The 18,772-nt window shown below is 60.2% G+C and carries 10 protein-coding genes, 1 tRNA gene and 1 pseudogene; 10 read left to right on the forward strand and 2 right to left on the reverse strand.

Features of this window, described 5'->3' with window-relative positions:
- Window positions 1–69: 69 nt before the first annotated feature.
- The 10 genes and pseudogenes from rpoC (at window position 70) to ABWP92_RS09970 (ending at window position 15,465) form a co-directional block, all read left to right on the forward strand.
- Window positions 70–4,305 carry a DNA-directed RNA polymerase subunit beta' gene (rpoC, locus tag ABWP92_RS09925; protein ID WP_353235214.1) on the forward strand — a complete coding sequence of 1,412 codons (4,236 nt, stop codon included), beginning with the start codon at window positions 70–72 and terminating at the stop codon, window positions 4,303–4,305.
- A 188-nt stretch (window positions 4,306–4,493) separates the two neighbouring features.
- On the forward strand, window positions 4,494–5,057 hold the full coding sequence (locus tag ABWP92_RS09930; protein ID WP_353235223.1) for a LemA family protein: 564 nt from the start codon (window positions 4,494–4,496) through the stop codon (window positions 5,055–5,057).
- Window positions 5,058–5,127: 70 nt separating this feature from the next.
- Window positions 5,128–6,558: a 16S rRNA (cytosine(967)-C(5))-methyltransferase RsmB gene (rsmB, locus tag ABWP92_RS09935; RefSeq protein ID WP_353235215.1), complete on the forward strand. Its 1,431-nt coding sequence runs from the start codon at window positions 5,128–5,130 to the stop codon at window positions 6,556–6,558.
- On the forward strand, window positions 6,515–7,195 hold the full coding sequence (locus tag ABWP92_RS09940) for a DUF4390 domain-containing protein (RefSeq protein WP_353235216.1): 681 nt from the start codon (window positions 6,515–6,517) through the stop codon (window positions 7,193–7,195). The genes rsmB and ABWP92_RS09940 overlap by 44 nt, the downstream gene beginning before the upstream one ends.
- Window positions 7,192–9,486: a sensor histidine kinase gene (locus ABWP92_RS09945; RefSeq protein ID WP_353235217.1), complete on the forward strand. Its 2,295-nt coding sequence runs from the start codon at window positions 7,192–7,194 to the stop codon at window positions 9,484–9,486. The genes ABWP92_RS09940 and ABWP92_RS09945 overlap by 4 nt, the downstream gene beginning before the upstream one ends.
- A 40-nt stretch (window positions 9,487–9,526) precedes the next feature.
- Window positions 9,527–10,246, forward strand: a complete 720-nt coding sequence (locus tag ABWP92_RS09950; RefSeq protein ID WP_353235218.1) for a response regulator — start codon at window positions 9,527–9,529, stop codon at window positions 10,244–10,246.
- Between the two features lie 84 nt (window positions 10,247–10,330).
- Window positions 10,331–10,406: transfer RNA gene (locus ABWP92_RS09955), tRNA-Phe, on the forward strand.
- Between the two features lie 822 nt (window positions 10,407–11,228).
- Complete coding sequence (locus ABWP92_RS09960) at window positions 11,229–13,388, forward strand: ornithine decarboxylase (protein WP_353235219.1); 2,160 nt, start codon at window positions 11,229–11,231, stop codon at window positions 13,386–13,388.
- Window positions 13,389–13,398: 10 nt separating this feature from the next.
- Entirely contained in the window at window positions 13,399–14,718 is a 1,320-nt protein-coding gene (gene potE / locus ABWP92_RS09965; RefSeq protein ID WP_353235220.1) for a putrescine-ornithine antiporter, read from the forward strand.
- A gap of 160 nt (window positions 14,719–14,878) precedes the next feature.
- A pseudogene (locus ABWP92_RS09970) lies at window positions 14,879–15,465 on the forward strand (hypothetical protein).
- Between the two features lie 108 nt (window positions 15,466–15,573).
- Here the strand turns inward: ABWP92_RS09970 and ABWP92_RS09975 are convergent.
- Window positions 15,574–17,718, reverse strand: coding sequence for a hypothetical protein (locus ABWP92_RS09975; RefSeq protein WP_353235221.1), 2,145 nt, complete (start codon window positions 17,716–17,718; stop codon window positions 15,574–15,576).
- A gap of 377 nt (window positions 17,719–18,095) precedes the next feature.
- Window positions 18,096–18,476 (reverse strand): DUF1090 domain-containing protein, encoded by a 381-nt coding sequence (locus ABWP92_RS09980; RefSeq protein ID WP_353235222.1) that lies wholly within the window; start codon window positions 18,474–18,476, stop codon window positions 18,096–18,098.
- Window positions 18,477–18,772: the final 296 nt, after the last annotated feature.

Genomic DNA, 18,772 nt, shown 5'->3' on the forward strand with positions numbered 1-18,772 from the left:
CAAGGAAATCCGTTCCTTGGGCCTGGACATCGAACTGGAACGTTCTTAATTTGAAAAGGGAAAGAGTCCATGAAATCGTTACTCGACCTGTTCAAGCAATTCACACCCGATGAGCATTTCGATGCCATCAAGATCGGCATGGCTTCGCCCGAGAAGATCCGTTCGTGGTCTTTCGGCGAGGTGAAGAAGCCTGAGACGATCAACTACCGCACGTTCAAGCCGGAGCGTGATGGCCTGTTCTGCGCGAAGATCTTCGGTCCCATCAAGGACTACGAATGCCTTTGCGGCAAGTACAAGCGCCTGAAGCACCGCGGCGTGATCTGCGAGAAGTGCGGCGTCGAAGTCACGCAGACCAAGGTCCGCCGCGAGCGCATGGGTCACATCGACCTGGCCGCTCCCTGCGCGCACATCTGGTTCCTGAAGTCGCTGCCGTCGCGCCTGGGCCTGGTGCTGGACATGACGCTGCGCGACATCGAGCGCGTGCTGTACTTCGAAGCCTATGTGGTGACCGACCCCGGCATGACCCCGCTGAAGAAGTTCAGCATCATGTCGGAAGACGAGTACGACAAGAACGTTGAAGAGTACGGTGATGAGTTCGTTGCCAAGATGGGCGCCGAAGGTATCAAGGACCTGCTCGAAGGCATCGAAATCGATGCGGAAATCGAGCGTCTGCGCAATGACCTGACCGGCTCCGAAGTCAAGGTCAAGAAGAACGCCAAGCGCTTGAAGCTCCTGGAAGCGTTCAAGAAGTCCGGCATCAAGCCCGGCTGGATGGTGATGGAAGTGCTGCCTGTGCTGCCTCCCGATCTGCGTCCGCTGGTGCCGCTGGACGGCGGCCGCTTTGCGACCTCCGACCTGAACGACCTGTACCGCCGCGTCATCAACCGCAACTCGCGTCTGCGCCGCCTGCTGGAGCTGAAGGCTCCGGAAATCATCGCGCGCAACGAAAAGCGCATGCTGCAGGAAGCGGTGGATTCGCTGCTCGACAACGGCCGTCGCGGCAAGGCGATGACCGGCGCCAACAAGCGCGCCCTCAAGTCGCTGGCCGACATGATCAAGGGCAAGAGCGGCCGCTTCCGCCAGAACCTGCTGGGCAAGCGCGTGGACTACTCCGGCCGTTCCGTGATCACCGTGGGTCCCTACCTCAAGCTGCACCAGTGCGGCCTGCCCAAGCTGATGGCGCTGGAGCTGTTCAAGCCATTCATCTTCTCGCGCCTCGAAGCGATGGGCATCGCCACGACCATCAAGGCCGCCAAGAAGGAAGTGGAAGCCGGCACGCCTGTCGTGTGGGACATCCTGGAAGAGGTCATCAAGGAACACCCTGTCATGCTCAACCGTGCGCCTACGCTGCACCGTCTGGGTATTCAGGCATTCGAGCCCATCCTCATCGAAGGCAAGGCGATCCAGCTGCATCCGCTCGTCTGCGCGGCCTTCAACGCCGACTTCGACGGTGACCAGATGGCTGTTCACGTTCCGCTGTCCGTGGAAGCGCAGCTCGAAGCCCGCACGCTGATGCTGGCATCGAACAACGTGCTGTTCCCGGCTTCGGGCGAACCCTCCATCGTTCCTTCGCAGGACGTGGTGCTGGGTCTTTATCACGCAACCCGTGACAAGATCAACGGCAAGGGCGAAGGCATGGTGTTCGCCGACGTGGGCGAAGTGCAGCGCGCACTCGACGCGGGCGAGGTTGAACTGGCCACGCGCATCAGCGTGCGCCTGGTCGAGTGGACCAAGAACAAGGCGACCGGCGAGTTCGAGCCGCAGACCAACCTGGTGGAAACCACCGTTGGCCGCGCACTGCTCTCCGAGATCCTGCCCAAGGGCCTGGACTTCTCCAACCTCAACAAGGCGTTGAAGAAGAAGGAAATCTCCAAGCTGATCAACACCAGCTTCCGCAAGTGCGGCCTGAAGGAAACCGTCGTTTTCGCGGACAAGCTGCTGCAAAACGGCTTCCGCCTGGCCACGCGCGCCGGTATTTCCATCTGCGTGGACGACATGCTGGTGCCGCCGCAAAAGGCGGAAATCATCGGCCGCGCCGAGAAGGAAGTCAAAGAGATCGAGCAGCAGTACGTCTCCGGTCTCGTGACCACCGGCGAGCGCTACAACAAGGTCGTGGACATCTGGGGCAAGGCCGGTGACGAAGTCTCCAAGGTCATGATGCAGCAGCTGGCCAAGCAAAAGACCATCGACCGCCACGGCAACGAAGTCGATCAGGAATCGTTCAATTCGATCTACATGATGGCCGACTCCGGCGCCCGCGGCTCCGCGGCGCAGATCCGTCAGCTCGCGGGTATGCGCGGCCTGATGGCAAAGCCTGACGGCTCCATCATCGAGACGCCTATCACCGCGAACTTCCGCGAAGGCCTGAACGTGTTGCAGTACTTCATCTCCACCCACGGCGCTCGTAAGGGCCTGGCGGATACGGCGTTGAAGACGGCCAACTCCGGCTACCTGACGCGCCGTCTGGTGGACGTGACGCAGGATCTGGTGGTGAACGAGCAGGACTGCGGAACCCACAATGGTTCGCTGATGCGCGCCATCGTCGAGGGCGGTGAAGTGATCGAATCGCTGCGCGACCGTATCCTCGGCCGCGTGGCGGCTGAAGACGTGCTGCATCCCGAGACCCGCGCCGTGCTGGCGCCCGCCGGCACGATGATGGACGAAGACACGATCGAAGAGCTCGAAGCCCAGGGCGTGGACGAGGTGAAGGTGCGCACCGCGCTGACCTGCGAGACCCGCTACGGCCTGTGCGCCAAGTGCTATGGCCGCGACCTGGGCCGCGGCGGCCTGATCAACCTCGGCGAAGCCGTCGGTGTGATCGCCGCCCAGTCCATCGGCGAGCCGGGCACCCAGCTGACCATGCGTACGTTCCACATCGGTGGCGCGGCTTCGCGTGCGGCCATCGCCTCGAGCGTGGAAGCCAAGTCGAACGGCTCGATCAGCTTCAACAGCACGATGCGCTATGTGACCAACACCAAGGGTGAGCTGGTGGTGATTTCCCGTTCCGGTGAAATCGTCATCAGTGAAAACGGCCGCGAGCGCGAACGCCACAAGGTGCCTTATGGCGCGACTTTGACGGTCAAGGCCGATCAGCAGATCAAGGCTGGCGCGATTCTCGCCAACTGGGACCCGCTGACCCGTCCGATCATCACCGAGTACGCTGGCCGTGTGAAGTTCGAGAACGTCGAGGAAGGCCTCACCGTGGCCAAGCAGGTCGATGAGGTGACCGGCCTGTCCACGCTGGTGGTGATCGATCCGAAGCGTCGCGGCTCCGCCAAGGTGGTGCGTCCGCAGGTCAAGCTGATCGACGCGAACGGCCAGGAAGTGAAGATTCCGGGCACCGATCACTCGGTGACGATCGGCTTCCAGGTCGGCGCGCTGATTCAGGTGCGCGATGACCAGGACGTGGGCCCCGGCGAAGTGCTGGCCCGTATTCCGGTCGAAGGCCAGAAGACCCGCGACATTACCGGCGGTCTGCCGCGCGTGGCCGAACTGTTCGAGGCGCGTTCGCCAAAGGACAAGGGCATGCTGGCGGAAATGACCGGCACGATCTCCTTCGGCAAGGAAACCAAGGGCAAGGTGCGCCTGCAGATCACCGATCCGGAAGGCAAGGTCTGGGACGAACTGGTGCCCAAGGAAAAGAACGTGCTGGTGCACGAAGGCCAGGTGGTGAACAAGGGCGAACTGGTCGTCGACGGCCCCGCGGATCCGCAGGACATCCTGCGCCTGCTGGGCATCGAGGAGCTGTCGCGCTACATCGTCGACGAAGTGCAGGACGTGTACCGCTTGCAGGGCGTGAAGATCAACGACAAGCACATCGAGGTGATCGTTCGCCAGATGCTGCGCCGCGTCGTGGTCGAGAACCCGGGCGAGACCGGCTACATCGCCGGCGAGCAGGTCGAGCGCTCGGAGATCCTCAACACCAACGAGGCAATGCAGAAGGACAACAAGATTCCTGCGACGTACTCCAACATCCTGTTGGGTATCACGAAGGCATCCCTGTCGACCGACTCGTTCATCTCTGCGGCCTCGTTCCAGGAAACGACCCGCGTGCTCACAGAGGCTGCCATCATGGGCAAGCGCGACGAGCTGCGTGGCTTGAAGGAAAACGTCATCGTCGGCCGCCTGATCCCCGCGGGTACCGGCCTGGCATACCACCAGGCACGCAAGGCCAAGGACGCCATGGACGAAGCGGAACGCCGTGCGATCGCTGAATCGGAAGCCGCTGAAATGGCCGCCGTTGAAAGCGCCGACGACACCGCCGAGCCCACGGCCCACAACGAAGGCTCTTCGGCTGCGGAGTGATCCTCGCACCGAACATCCATCGTGACCGCCGGGGTGCATTCATGACCGATTGAGCCCCGGTCCGATAAACTCCCGCCCAGCTGTGCATTGCACAAGCGGTGCGGGAGTTTTTTTATGGCGCGCGCTGCGCCGTTCTCCCGGATCGTTTCCTGAAACCAGGCGCCGGACCGGGCGCAATCGTCTTGTTTATGTTTCTTACGGGCTGGCTCATCATTCTGGCCGTGCTGCTGTTCTGGGCGGTGGGCGCCTACAACCGGCTGGTGCGACTGCGCTCGTCGGCCATCCAGGCATTTGGCGTGCTGGATGCGGAGCTGCTGCGGCGCATCGCCTTGCTCGCCGAGTACGATGCGGCGGTGATGGGGCCGCGCCAGCCGGAGGACGCGCAACTGCATGAAGCCTTGCGCGCGTCATGCACGCAATATGCGGCGTCGCTCGCCGTGATGCGCGCCCGGCCGCTGGATGCAAGCGCCGGTGCGGCGCTGGTGGCGGGCAGCCGGGTGCTGGATGCCATGTGGCAGCAGCTCGTCGATGTGTCGGGCACGGTGGCCGCGCAGGGACAGGGCGGCAAGTCCACCGACGCAGTCCAGTCCCTGAATTCGCTGATCCAGCGCAGCGAGATGCAGCGTTCGCAGATCGACACCGCAACCGCGCAATTCAATGCGGCGGTGGATCATTACAACAAGGCCGTGGCGCAGTTTCCAGCCAATCTGCTGGCCTGGGTCTTCGGCTTCAGGCAGGCGCAGATGCTTTGATCTGCCCCGCCGGTGTGGCGCATCGGGCCTTCGATGCGCGGCACTTCATCCTGATGGGTTTTCCCGGCATATGTCGACACAGTCAAACAAGAGCACCGCTTCCAGCAAGCGCACGCAGGGCAAGCCTGGCCGGGGCGACGCGTCGCCGCCGCACCAGGGCATTGCGCTGTGGCGGCAGCTCGACGCGACAGCGCAATGCCTGCAGGCCGTCCGTGGCGGGCAGTCGGCCACGGCGGTGCTCGGGCAGGTGGAGCAAGATCTGCGCCCCGGCGTGCAGGCCCTGCTGTTCCAGGCCTTGCGCCAGCTAGGGCGCGCACAGGCGCTGCGCAAGGCGCTCGCGCCCCGCAATCCGCCGCCGCGCGTGGACAACCTGCTGTGCACGGCGCTGGCCCTGGCATGGCGGGAGGAGGGCGCTCCTTATCCGCCGTTCACGCTGGTCAGCCAGACGGTCGAGGCCGCCAAACGCCATGCGGCAACGCGCGGGCAGGCGGGGTTCATCAACGCGTGCCTGCGCCGCTTCCTGCGCGAGCGCGATGCGCTGGTGCGGGCCACCGACAAGGATCCGGTGGCGCAGTGGAATCACCCTGAATGGTGGATCCGCAGGCTGCAAAAGGATTACCCCGGGCACTGGCAGCAGATTCTGCTGGCCAACAACGCGCATGCGCCCATGACGCTGCGGGTGAACCAGCGGCACGGTACGGCGGAGCGCTACCTGATGCGCCTGGATGAAGAGGCCGGGCTTGCGGGCGTGCGCGTGGGCGGCGTTGGAATCGAGCTGGCGCAGCCCGCGCCCGTGTCCCGTCTGCCCGGCTTCGATGCGGGTGATGTCTCGGTGCAGGATGCCGCCGCGCAACTGGCCGCGCCGCTGCTGCTCGATGGCATGGACCTGTCGGCGCCGCTGCAGGTTCTTGACGCCTGCGCGGCTCCGGGCGGCAAGACCGCGCATATGCTCGAAATGGTCGGCGCGTCATCGCCCTCGTCGCCCCTGCGGGTGACGGCGCTGGAGATGGATGGTGAGCGAGCGCGGCGCATCGGCCAGACGCTGGAGCGCCTGCAACTGCAGGCCGGCGTGATCGTGGCGGATGCGGCCAGCGTCGGCGACTGGTGGTACAAGGCCAACGGCGGGGCCATGTTCGATGCCATCCTGCTCGACGCCCCATGCAGCGCCTCTGGCATCGTGCGCCGTCATCCCGATGCGCGCTGGCTGCGCCGCGAGAGCGATATCGCGCAGCTTGCGCGGTTGCAGGAGCGTTTGCTGGATGCGCTGTGGCCCCTGCTGAAACCCGGTGGACGGCTGCTTTATTGCACTTGTTCCGTCTTTCACGAGGAAGGACAGAATCAGGTCAAAGCGTTTCTCTCACGCAACAGTCACGCACAATTACTCAAGTCGCCCGGCCATTTAGTGCCCGGCCATTCCGCGGGAGGCGACAAGCTCCGCCAGAATGTAAACGGTGACCATGACGGCTTTTATTACGCACTTTTGCAGAAGCTGGCTGCGTGAGCTGAAGCTGCGCGGCAGGATGGTTGCTTCGCGCCTGGGCATGGCGCTTGCGGCCATCGCGCTGGTGGTCATCGGGGCCGCGGCCCAGGCGCAGTCGGGTGCGGGCCGCGGGGAGATCAAGGAATTCCGGCTGGCCCAGTCGCACGAGGGCCTGCTGTTGACCGCCGCCATGCGCTTCGAACTGCCCGAGCAGGTGGAGGATGCGCTCTACAAGGGCATCCCCATGTACTTTGTTGCCGAGGCGCAGTTGGTGCGCGAACGCTGGTATTGGTCGGACTACGTGGTTGCGCAGGCTTCACGCCACATGCGCCTGAGCTATCAGCCGCTGACGCGGCGCTGGCGCCTGAGCCAGTCTTCCGCTCCTTTCGCCGATAGCGGCCTGGGGGTGTCGCTGGGGCAGAATTTCGACGAGCTTGGCGATGCGCTGGCCGTCATGCAGCGCATCACGCGCTGGAATGTGGCGAGCGCCGACCTGCTGGACCAGAGTGGCCAGCAGATTCTCAACTTCCAGTTCCGGCTCGACACCTCGCAGTTGCCGCGGCCGCTGCAATTGAGCACCGTGGGGCGATCGGGCTGGAACCTGCTGCTCTCGCGCAGCGTGCGGCTTACCGGGCTTTCGGTGGAGAGCGAAGAATGATCCAGGAGCAGTCCGCGCCGCTCTCGGAGGCCGCCCGCAAGCAGGCCAGCCGCGCGCGCACGGTGCGCTATGCGCTCGGCATCGGCGCGGCGGTGATGTGCGCCATCGCGCTCGTGCTGCTGTTCCTCCTCACGCTCGCCACCAACAACCGCGATCTGTACGAGCGCAATTTCGCATGGCTGCTCGGCGTGAACGTGCTCGTGGCGGTGGTATTGATGGCGGTGCTGGTCTGGGGCGCAGTACGGTTGGCGATGCGCCTGAAGCGAGGCCGGTTCGGCAGCCGCCTGCTCATGAAGCTCGCGGGTATCTTCGCTGTCGTTGGGGTGATCCCGGGCCTGCTGATCTATGTGGTGTCCTATCAGTTCGTGTCGCGCTCCATCGAAAGCTGGTTCGACGTGCGCGTGGAGGGCGCATTGGCCTCGGGCGTCAGCCTTGCGCGCGCCACGCTCGACACCATGGGCTCCGACATCGCCTCCAAGACGCGAGAGGCCAGCAGCCAGCTCGCGCAGGTGCCCGACGCCGCCGCCGGCGTGGTGCTCGACCGCATCCGGGACCAGTTGGGCGCGTCCGACATCGTCCTGTGGAATTCGTCGGGCCAGCCCGTCGCGAGCGCGGGGCAATCGCTTTTCTCGCTCAACCCCGAACGCCCGACGCCGCAGCAGTTGCGCAACCTGCGGCAGGAGCGCACCTCGTTCCAGATCGAAGGACTGGACGACATCGGCGCGGCAAAGGATGCGGACAACGTGCGGGTGAAAGCCCTGGTGGCGGTCAACAGTCCCACCGTCGGCCTGCTGGTCGAACCGCGCTTCCTGCAGGCTACCGTGCTGCTGCCTTCCACGCTGGTCGCCAACGCCATCGCCGTTCAGGAGGCCAACCGCGAATACCAGGAGCGCGCATTGGCGCGTGGCGGATTGCGCCGCATGTACATCGGCACGCTCACGCTGAGCCTGTTCCTTGCCGTGTTCGGAGCGGTGCTGCTGGCGGTGCTTCTTGGCAACCAGCTCGTGCGGCCCCTGCTGCTGCTCGCCGATGGCGTGCGTGAAGTGGCCTCCGGAAACCTGAGCCCCAAGGCGGTCATACAAAGCAATGACGAGCTTGGTGGATTGACGCGTTCCTTTGCCATCATGACGCAGCAGCTCGCCGACGCCCGCGCGGCGGTCGAGCGCAGCATGGGCGACGTGGACGCCGCCCGCGCGAATCTGCAGACCATCCTGGACAACCTCACGGCGGGCGTGATCGTGCTTGACGCGGGCGGCACCATCATCTCCTCCAACCCTGGAGCCACCCGCATCCTGCGCGCGCCCATGGCCGCGTTCGAAGGCAGGCCCCTGGTCGACGTGCCCGGTCTGGCCGAATTCGCGGCCTCCGTGCAAAAGCATTTCGACGAATTCCACCGCGAGCGCAGCCACCACGGCCTGGATCACTGGCAGCACCCCTTCGAACTGCACGCCACGCCCTCCGGCGTGGGCGCGGCACAAGGCACCAGCCTGGTCGCGCGCGGCGCCGAGCTGCCCGAGGGAACGCGCCTGCTCGTGTTCGACGACATCTCAGAGATCGTTTCCGCCCAGCGTGCACAGGCCTGGGGCGAGGTCGCACGCCGCCTTGCCCACGAAATCAAGAACCCGCTCACGCCCATCCAGCTCTCGGCCGAGCGCCTGGAAATCAAGCTCGAAGGCAAGCTGCCCGCGCCGGAGCAGGCGGTGCTCAACAAGTCGGTCAAGACCATCGTCGAGCAGGTCGATGCGATGAAGCGGCTCGTCAATGAATTCCGCGACTACGCGCGCCTGCCCGCTGCGGAACTCCAGCAGCTCGATCTCAATTCACTGGTCAATGACGTACTGCACTTGTATGGTGCGGAAACCGCCACGGTGACGGTCGAGGCCGACCTGGACCCGCGCAATCCGCACATCCATGGTGATGCGCAGCAACTGCGGCAAGTGATTCATAATCTTTTACAAAATGCCCAGGACGCCACGCAGCAGGCGGCGGAGCAAAGCGGCGAGCCGGCCAGGCCCGTGCGTATCAGCACCGCCATCAGCGACTCATCCAATCGCGTACGCCTGACTGTGTCAGACTCGGGGATGGGCTTTCCGGCACATATACTGCAAAGGGCATTCGAGCCCTATGTCACGACCAAGCCGCGCGGCACGGGATTGGGGCTTGCGGTGGTGAAAAAAATAGCAGACGAACACGGTGCACGTGTCGATTTGGTCAATCGTGTGGAAAACGATGTGGTGAAAGGGGCACAAGTGTCGCTATCATTCCCCCTCGACATCGCTTCAGCACTTTAACAACACGCGCATATCGTGCAATAAGGGCGTATCAAAACAAATGGCAAACATTCTGGTGGTAGACGACGAACTGGGTATCCGGGACTTGTTGTCGGAAATCCTGAACGACGAGGGCCACAGCGTGGATCTGGCCGAGAACGCCACCCAGGCTCGCAACGCTCGTCTCGACAATGTCTACGACTTGGTGCTGCTTGACATCTGGATGCCCGACACCGACGGCGTCTCCCTGCTCAAGGAATGGGCAACCGCAGGCATGCTCAACATGCCCGTGATCATGATGAGCGGCCATGCCACCATCGATACCGCGGTAGAGGCAACACGCATCGGCGCATTCTCCTTTCTGGAAAAACCCATCACCATGCAGAAGCTGCTCAAGGCAGTGGAGCAAGGCCTGGCGCGCAACGGCGCCAGTGGATCGAACGCGGCAACGAATGCGGCTCCGCAAGGCGCGGCCCTTCCTCAGGCCGCACGCGTGGTCAACGGCGCTGCCGCCAGTGGCGTGGCAGGCGCATCGCTATCGGTCGCCATGCCGATGATGGCTGAAGCGGAGCAAGGTCCGCTCTCGCACCAGGGATTCGACCTCGACCGCCCCCTGCGCGAAGCCCGTGACGGCTTCGAAAAAGCCTACTTCGAGTTCCACCTGGCCCGTGAAGGAGGCTCCATGACCCGCGTGGCAGAAAAAACAGGGCTCGAACGTACCCATCTTTACCGCAAGCTGCGCCAACTCGGTGTAGACTTGGGCCGCAACAAACGAGGATGACGAAGAATCGCAAAAAGCAGATTTTTTCGGCGATTTGAAAAAAGAGCCAAAAATTCTGTATATAATTCAAGTCTTGCTTAGTGAGGCCCGGTAGCTCAGTTGGTAGAGCAGCGGATTGAAAATCCGCGTGTCGGTGGTTCGATTCCGCCCCAGGCCACCAAACATTGTCAGAAGCCCGTTCAAGAAATTGGACGGGCTTTTGTGTTTCTGGCGTGGTTGGGTGCGCTTTGGCATGCTTTGGGAGATCAGCCTATGTCGAAGTCTTCATCCATTGCTGCCCGCATCCTTCATCACCATGGGCTATCGCTGAGACCTTGTGTCACGTGGATGATGGAGTGCTGCGGGACCGGCGCCACCGCCTTGAAGCAGCCTGCATCCAGCCAGCGCCGATTTGGCTGATAGACCACCTCTGCTCAAGAAGCGCATTGGGCAGAAGCCGCCACGGCGCGCTTGCGCGGAGCAGCCAACGTGGCGCATTGAAGACTTCACGCAGGCCGTGCTCGTGCGGCGGCGTGTGCTGAGCTGGTTGGTGCCAGCCAGGGCGCTGCATGGTTCCGTCCCTTATCGCGGACATCCGTTGGATAGGACTCTCGAGGTATTGCCCCCTCTACTTCGGCTGCCGCTCGCCTAGAGTGAAGAAGGTTCCCAACACACTCTATCCAGGCTCTCCCACGGCACCTGTTGTACATACAAGCTGCTCCAAGAAACCTCCTCCAGCTTTGTCTTTTGACGAAGAGTTGAATAAAAACAATAGCACGCTCCTCAATATACAAAAGGAATCAATACAAATTCAGCCATCAGACAAATATGCAATGTAATGCGCTGTTGATTTGCTTGTTACATTTAAAAACAAAAAAGGTACTCTTTTGTAGGAGTTTTTTGTACGTTGAAATTTTTTTTCAGTGCTAACCTCTGTCGCTTGTTGAATCGGTATATTTCACTTTTCTATTAAAGTCCGATATTTTCATATCAGGGAGATTCCATGAAAAATCTCAAGATTGCTGTCAGTGACTCTGTTGCGGAAAGCTTTATCACGGATTATGAAAAAATCGATGTATATAAGACCGATTTCACCAATGTGGCGGCTGTGGTTAGTTCCCGGGAGCAGGCGCGAGAGCTGATCGTCAAGATTGAAAGCACTGGATTTGACATCCCTTTCTTCATCGCACTTCAAGATGATGAAGAGGTCCCAGAAGGATTATTTACCAGGTTGAGCGGAGTCATTCAGATTGATCGGGGGAATCGTCATCACTATGGTCGTAAGATCACGGTGGCAGCCGATAAATATGTGAGTGAACTGTATCCACCTTTTTTTCGTGCGCTTAATGATTATGTCAAGCACGGTAATTCGGCATTCGACTGCCCTGGACACCAAGGCGGGCAGTTCTTCACCAAACATCCGTTGGGCCGGCAGTTCTTCCATTTCTTTGGGGAAACCTTGTTTCGTGCCGATCTGTGCAATGCCGATGTCAAATTGGGAGATCTGCTGATTCATGAAGGTGCGGCACTGGATGCACAGATGAATGCGGCACGTATCTACAACGCAGACAAAACCTATTTCGTTCTCAACGGCACATCCACCTCCAATAAAATCGTCACCAGTGCGCTTCTCGCCAAAGATGACTTGGTGCTGTTTGATCGAAATAACCATAAATCCATTCATCTTGGTGCCTTGATATTATCTGGAGCACTTCCGGTATATATGGAAACAGCACGCAATCCATTTGGTTTCATTGGGGGGATTGATGCGCATTGCTTCGATGAAGCTTATATCCGTGATGCTATCCGTGCAGTTTCACCGGAGAGGGCGGATGCAGCACGTCCTATTCGTTTGGCTGTGATTCAACTTGGCACCTATGACGGCACCGTATACAACGCGCGCCAGGTCGTAGACCGCATTGGCCACCTCTGTGATTACATCTTGTTTGACTCGGCATGGGTGGGTTATGAGCAATTCATTCCCATGATGCAGGCCAGCTCACCACTTTTGCTGGAGCTGGGGGAAAACGATCCCGGCATCTTCGTGACCCAGTCAGTGCATAAACAGCAAGCAGGTTTCTCGCAGTCGTCACAGATCCACAAGAAGGACATGCACATCAAGGGGCAGCAGCGCTATGTCACGCACAAGCGCCTCAACAACGCCTACATGATGCATGCCTCCACCAGTCCGTTCTATCCCATCTTCGCTGCCCTGGATGTCAATGCCCAAATGCATGCGGGTGCTGCGGGGCGCCAGCTGTGGCGTGATTGTGTACGCGTCGGGGTCGAGGCACGCAAGCTCATCCTGCGCAACTGCAAACACATCCGCCCCTTCATTCCCACCATGGTGGATGGTCGTCCCTGGGCAGAGTACGACACCGAAATGATCATTGACGATTTACGCTTCTTCAAATTCCAGCCGGATGAACGCTGGCATTCATTTGAAGGGTATGCAAGCAACCAATATTTTGTAGATCCCTGCAAACTACTGCTGACCACTCCCGGCATTGATAGCCAAAGCGGCGGATACTCCAGCTTCGGTGTTCCCGCTTCCGTGCTGGCGCATTACCTGCGCGACAACGGGGTTGTGCCTGAAAAAGCAGATTTGAATTCCATTCTATTCCTGCTCACGCCATCAGAGCGGCTCTCCAAGATGCAGCACCTTGTGTCTTACCTATGCCGTTTTGAGCGTCACGTGGAGCTGGATAGCCCGATGCTCGAGGTCCTGCCCACGATCTTCCACAAGCACCCGGAGTTTTATAAAGGCTACACCATCCGCCAAGTTTGCCAACGGATGCACGATTTTTACAAAAGCTACAACATGCAGGCTTTGCAAAAAGCCATGTTCCGCAAGGCTGGGTTACCGGTCCAGGCCATGAATCCGTACGATGCCAATGCTGAGCTGGTGCGCAATCATGTGGAGCTCGTACCGTTGTCGGCCATCGAGGGGCGGATTGCAGCGGAAGGCGCGCTACCCTACCCACCTGGGGTGCTGTGTGTGGTGCCCGGCGAAGTCTGGGGTGGCGCCGCGTTGCAATATTTTCTGGCACTGGAAGATGGCATCAACCAGCTCCCGGGTTTTGAGCCAGAAATCCAAGGCGTCTACTTGCAAACCGAAGCCGATGGCTCACGCCGTGCCTATGGCTATGTGGTGAAACGCTAAGGAATCTCCCATGAGCAGCTCAAAAAAAATGGGAGTGGTCCAGCTGACCACTTTGACCATCGTGAACATGATGGGCTCGGGCATTATCCTGTTGCCCACCAAGCTAGCCGAGGTGGGCACGATCTCTATCTTGTCGTGGCTGGTGACCGCCTTGGGTTCGCTGGCGCTGGCATATGCATTTGCCAAGTGTGGACGCTACAGCAGCAAGGGCGGCGGGATGGGGGGGTATGCGGAATACTCCTTTGGCAAGGCTGGCAACTTCCTTACCAATTACACCTACGGTGTATCGTTGGTCATTGCCAATGTGGCCATCGCCACCACCACCGTGGGTTATCTCACCACCTTCTTCAGTTGGCAGCTTGCGCCATTGCACATCGCGTTGGCGACGATCGTGATCCTGTGGATGGCCACAATTCCCAATTTTGGCGGGGCCAGCATCACCGGGAAAATAAGCGGAGTCACGGTCTGGGGCATCATCCTTCCCGTGGTGGGGTTGTCGCTGTTCGGCTGGTTCTGGTTTGATCCAAGCCTGTACCGATCCGCGTGGAATCCCAAGGAGCTGCCCTTTTGGAATGCCATCACGGCATCCATCTCCGTCACCTTGTGGGCTTTCCTTGGGTTGGAATCCGCCTGTGCCAATACCGATGCGGTTGAAAATCCAGAGAAAAATGTACCAATCGCTGTTTTGGTGGGCACATTGGGAACGGCGATCATCTATATTGCATCGACCAATGTGGTGGCAGGTATCGTTCCCAACGCCCAACTTGCCAGTTCTGCCGCACCGTTTGGTTTGGTGTTCTCACAGATGTTCACCCCTCTGGTAGGCCAGGTAGTCATCGGATTGATGATTATTTCCTGCTTTGGCTCCTTGCTGGGCTGGCAATTCACTGTGGCGCAGGTGTTCAAAAGTTCCGCCGATGAAGGATATTTCATCCCCGCTTTCGGCAAGGTAACCAAAGCGGATGCGCCGGTTCTTGGGATGATTATTATCACTGTTTCCCAGACGCTGCTAACCTTGATGACTATCAGTCCGACTCTGGTCAAGCAGTTTGATGTTCTGGTGAATTTGGCGGTGGTGACAAATCTTGTCCCTTATATATTGTCCATGGCGGCTATTGCAGTATTGCTCAAAAGCGCCGCGGCGGGAGACCGTGAACTCAAGCTGACCCTGGTGATCGCATTCGTGGCTCTTTTGTACAGCTTTTATGCGTTATACAGCGCTGGAGAAGAGGCCGTTTACTGGGGGGCTCTTGTGACCTTCTTTGGCTGGGTGCTGTACGGATTCATCACTTCGCACAAATACGATCTGATCAAGAGGGTTGAATATTAGAGCCTGTCATGAGCTCTCGTTTGAGGCAGGCGGGAGCCTATATGTCAGGTCCCGGATGATTGGCTGCTTGAAAATAAGCGCCCCTTACTCCATGGCCGTGAAGTGCTACAGGCGGTTCCGCCAACCTGGCAAGTCCCTGTAAAGAGAGAAGAGAGCGGTCATCTTGCTTGCCTTGCACAAGAACGCCACAACTGCGCCTGCCACACGCTTGGCGTTGCAGCAGGCCAGCGGCACAGACAGGGAGCGGGCACAGCAATACGGTATTGGTGGCGTGGACACCGTGCGCAAATGGCGCCGCCGCAGCACCGTGCAGGACGCCAGCCATACGGCACATCGGCTGCAAACCACACTCAATGCGGCGCAGGAGGAGTTGGTCATCTATCTGCGCACCCGACGCAAGGCTGCGCCGTTCAAGATTCGCATCATCCTCACGGATAACGGCAAAGAGTTCACAGACTGGTTGTTTGGCAGTCGCAGTGCCAGCCGATAGGGGCGCACGAGTCCGATCAGTTGTGCCAAGCGTTGGTGATTGAGCACCGCCCGACCAAGCCTGCAATGCCGCAAAAGGCACTGTGGTATGAAGCCCCAGTGCAAGCGCTCAAAGTTTGGAAGATGAAAGCCCCGGATTTATTCGTCAAGAACGTGCGCAATCATCCGGGACCCGACAGGCTGGTAAACCCATGCCTGCAAACCCCGCACTCCGCCCAGCGGATCAGTGGCTCGCGGGTTCCTCAGGTTGGGCTATGAGGGTGTCGTAGCGGCTTTTCCATTTTCAAATGCTTGAATCGCGAGCCGCTTTCTTGGTCAACGCTGAAGAGATCTCGTTGGCCTGCGGCTCGCTCGGTGCAGACCAACTCAACCTTGCCGCGTCCTCATCGCCCGCCATCCGAATACGGCCAGTATCAGGCTCAAGAGAGCGAGCACTGCGGGCGAATCCACTGGCACGGGCGCGGTGGTGGTAATGGGGGCCGGCACAATGACATCCGTATCCGTGGTAGTGCATTTCTCGGCGGGTTGCTGGGCTGAGCAGTCGCCACCCGTCACACTGGCCGTATTGACCGCATTGCCGCCCGCGGTACCGCTCACCTGCGCCCTGACCGTGTAGCTGACGGATCCTCCCTTGGCGATCGAGGCATCCGTACAGCCTGCTGCCGTGCAGGTGCCGCCTTCGCTGCCGGCGCCGTCTGCCTGCGCTACGTCGATGCTGCTGATCGTCAAGCCCTCCACGGATGTATCCGTCCAATTGACGTTGTGTGCCATGGCCGTGCCGTTATTGGTGATGGTGACGGTATAGACCACCGTGCGACCCTCGGCAACGCTATCGGCGTTGTTGGTTTTGGTTACTGTCAGCGAGGGCTCGGTGATCTGGTCGGTATCGGTGGCACTGCATCCTTCTTCATCGCCTGTGACACAACCGCCGCCGATCGCCGTGGCGGTATTGACGGCGTCGGTACCCGCATTGCCCGTGATGGTGGCTGCGACCGCGAAGGTGATGGAGCCACCTGGCTCGATGGACATATTGGTGCAGCCGCTCGTGGTGCATATTGGCTCGGAGCCATCCGCGCGGAAGCGCTTGAAAAGCGTAATGCTGTCGATGGTGAGTCCCGAAAAGGTATCCGTCCAGCTGGCGCCTTGGATCGCGACAGCAGAGTTGTTCGTGATGGTGACGTGGTAGATGATCCGGCTGTCCTTGAGCGCTTCTTCATGGTAGTCGGTTTTGGTGACTGTCAGCACGGAGTCTGGCGGCTCGATAGGATCAGCGTCGGTAGCCGAGCACACAGCCGTCACTTCGCCGCTTGTGGGGAGATCCGTCGGACACCCTCCGCCCGTTGCGGTCGCGGTGTTGGAGGCGGTGGAGCCATATGATCCCGTGACCGTGGCCTCTACCTCGTAGCTCACCGAGGCACCCCCTGGCAGGACGATGCCTGAGCAGGTCATGCCCGTGCAGATCCCCGCGTTGGCACCTGGGTCGTCAGGTGGGTTCGCCGTGATGCTGTTGACCAGCAGGTTCGAAAAAGTATCTGTCCAGCTGACGCCCGTGGCGGTCACCCCGCCGTTGTTCGTGATGGTCACCACATAGCTCACGGTTTCGCCCGCGTCCACTTGGCTCAGGTAGTTGTCCTTGGTCACTTCCAGGGAGGCGGGAACCAGCACGGCCTGCTGGTTATAGGCGACGGTGGCGACATCGGATTCACCACTCAGATGTTGTACGAAGCCCGCCACTTGAGCGAAATTGTCTGCGGTGATGCCGAAATCCGACAGATGATAGGCTCTCATCCGCAGGTCGCGCGTTCCACGCAGGCCGACATTCTCGGTGTCGTCAGGATGCCAGAACTGCCAGGTCTGGGTTCCCGTTGAAGGCACGTTGTCGGGTCTAAAGACGATGGACAACTTGTCGCCAACGACATCTCCATCGGCATTGATGAAATAGAAATAGTCAGGTTTTGTAGCGGAAGGTTGACCTACCTGGGTGACCACGACGTCGGGAACGTTGTCCGAGATGACGCTCGCGTTCGCGATGGTTGCGTGAAAGGTCAGATCAGTCGGGGGAACATTGAACAGCGCCGTGTTCAGATCCAGCCCATGCTCGCCATCGAACAGGTAGGATGCACGTGTTTTCTCTGGGTCGTAGGTGTCGGCCAGCGGAAGCGCGTTCAGCCCGCCGTCCTCCGGAACCTTGGCCGGGTCCGGGTTGAACGCCATGAAGTGGGCAGCCGTGAACGATACGCTGTTGCTTGTCAGCAAGGCATCATTCACCCCCGTGGAATACAACACGCCGTCGGCCCGGAAAGCCAGCAAGTCGTTTCGTCCATTGGAGGCATTCGCGGGATCCGGTCCGGTGGCATGCCAAAACCCGTTGTAGGTGCCGTAGACCTCGTTTACGTTGGCTACCGCCAAGGCTGCTGTGGACATTCCCAGCAACATCGCTGCCGCAATGCCTTGCCGAATGTTGAAAGCGAACGACTGCGTGATGGCGGGTCTTCCTGGAAACAACTGCATTGCCCTCTCCTTCATTAAAGCTTCGGGAGTGTTTCAGATTTGAATGAGGCTTCGGCTGGTTCGAGCGGCAAGAGGTTCGCAGACCACCGTTCTCCCGCAGCAAAGGCTGGCACTGCCATGCAGTGCTCGCAGCCAACAAGCCAGCCCTTACGGCGGCCACATGCTCATACGACACCTCGATCTGCTTTGATGGCGTCGTACCTTGATTGCAAGGGGTTGATAAACATCATATCGACTATCTGCTTTATGCCAAGACTCGTCATGCCCATATTTCAGAAGGATGCATAAATCCAACGCTCTCATGAATGGGGAATTTCCGCCGCTGGCGATGCGCCGGAGCAGTCCGGGACTTCCGGGAGCGAACCATGGATGCCGGTTCATGGTCCGATAGGCTTTTGTGCTTCGATCAGATCGTTGCGGGCCTGTTCGAGCTTTGCTTTTCTGGCCGCGATCTTCCCGGCGTCGCCCTTGTGTTCCGCTTGTGCGAGGCCTTTCTCGCGTTCGGCTACTTTGCGCTGCGCATCCCGGATGCGAGCGTCGCGCTCCTTGGCGAGGGAAGCGTCGGTGTAATGGGCTTTGTTTGCTGCGAGGGCCCGCTTGAGTCCGGCGACTTCCCGGCTTCTGCCGTGGGCGGTTGCGTGTGAGATCTGCGATTCGATGTGGGATCGCTTGGCTTCACAGGCCGCAGAGCGTTCGGCGGCGAAGGCGGGCGAAGCGCAGGCAAGCAGGAAAAGGGCACCCGGGAGGATGTTCTTCATGGCGATCTTTCATCAGGTTGGCGCCAGCACCCCCGGGTGCGGACGCGGTGCTTGCGCCGGCTCCGCCAGTCTAACGAACACAGGGATTGTTCGCGTGGGTGGCTGGGCGAGTCGGCCTGATGGACTACATCACGGGGTACGGCGTTGCGCGATGCCGTGTTTCGTTTCACGGATATCCCGGGGCATGGCGCTTTTCGTCACGGGGCTGCCGCACAGTGCGGGCTATTGCACACCTATCGCACCGCTCAGAACGTGTTTACGATCTCTACGCAGCCGCGTTGGAGTGCAATCGGGAT

Source organism: Diaphorobacter ruginosibacter, from assembly GCF_040396215.1.
GTDB lineage: Bacteria > Pseudomonadota > Gammaproteobacteria > Burkholderiales > Burkholderiaceae_C > Diaphorobacter_A > Diaphorobacter_A ruginosibacter_A.